Raw genomic sequence first — 1,066 nt, 5'->3', positions numbered from 1 at the left:
CAAAGCCATTATAGATTTTTATATCTTTTTCATCATACTGATACTTTTCAGGATTATCCATATGCGTGAAATACCTATACGCTCCACGAACACTTTCAAGTTTAACTGGTTGTGGTGCATTTACCTTCTCAGCAATTTTTGATGCTGCATTTTGAGTAACAGGTCCATCCCAAATTCCTATGACATGCCAATGCTCTTTCTTAATTTCTCCATCAGGATTAACATCTTTATCATGCAAAGGAGATATTGCGAATTGTAAATAAGTTTCTTCAAGTAATTCTGTCCAATTTTCAGGGGCAGATTGTGGATATACAACCATTCCCCACGTTCTTGCTTTAATATATTTTGCCATGGTAAAATAACAGTGTTGAATAAAGATTTTAGAGAACTTAGCTATTTGGGAGCTAGGTTCTTTTTTTATTTTCCACTGTCTCTATCCCCCTTTTTACCTTTTTCAATATAGTAATTATTAATTAACATAGATATCGCTTGAGATTTACTCAATCCCATCTCTTCTGATATATCTTTCAGCCTTTCAATCGTTACAGGTGTTAATGTTATTCCAACTTTTTCTCGAGCCATTATAACCCCTCCTTTTTAAATCCTTATTCTGTATTATATAGTATATTATCCATAAAAGTCTAGAGTTTTCATGAATACTTTTGTTAAGTTTTGTGTCTAAAATTGTCAAAAACCCCATAATATCAAGGCTTAAGTCGATTTTTTCACATTGCACATTGCACCCATTGGGGGGGTCGTAGTACCCCCCAATGTCTCTCCTCAAAACAAAAATTCAAAACCAAGCAATCAAAAAAGTGATTGCTAAAATTTCAAAATCAAACCCCACCAAAAAATTACTTGTAATAGAATTTCCTTTTGACTTCACGATATCGAAATCAATGATTTGGATTGGTTGTTAACTTGGAATTAATCCAAGTTAAAACCAGCACCAATCGCCACTGAAGTGGCTATCATTATTTCTTTGTTCGTCAAAAGTTTTTCTCCTATCACAAGTAATTTTTTGGTTTGGCAAGCATTGTATTTGCTAGCCACTTCATTCGCTAAC

General features: G+C 33.7%; 2 protein-coding genes. Both read right to left on the bottom strand.

Going from position 1 to position 1,066, the window contains the following annotated elements:
- A partial coding sequence (locus KA894_RS14605; protein ID WP_245337225.1) for a replication protein occupies positions 1-319 on the bottom strand: 319 nt, incomplete at its 3' end.
- Between the two features lie 98 nt (positions 320-417).
- Positions 418-582, bottom strand: a complete 165-nt coding sequence (locus KA894_RS14600; RefSeq protein WP_002503080.1) for a ribbon-helix-helix domain-containing protein — start codon at positions 580-582, stop codon at positions 418-420.
- Positions 583-1,066: the final 484 nt, after the last annotated feature.

This window comes from Staphylococcus sp. GDY8P131P (genome assembly GCF_017891975.1).
Lineage (GTDB): Bacteria > Bacillota > Bacilli > Staphylococcales > Staphylococcaceae > Staphylococcus > Staphylococcus nepalensis.
Note: the sequence above shows the minus strand (reverse complement) of the source record. Positions and strands in the feature narration are given on the sequence as shown.

Bases quoted from the DNA above. Each gene is read 5' to 3' on its own strand.
- KA894_RS14600 (WP_002503080.1), bottom strand. From the start codon at position 582: ATGGCTCGAGAAAAAGTTGGAATAACATTAACACCTGTAACGATTGAA.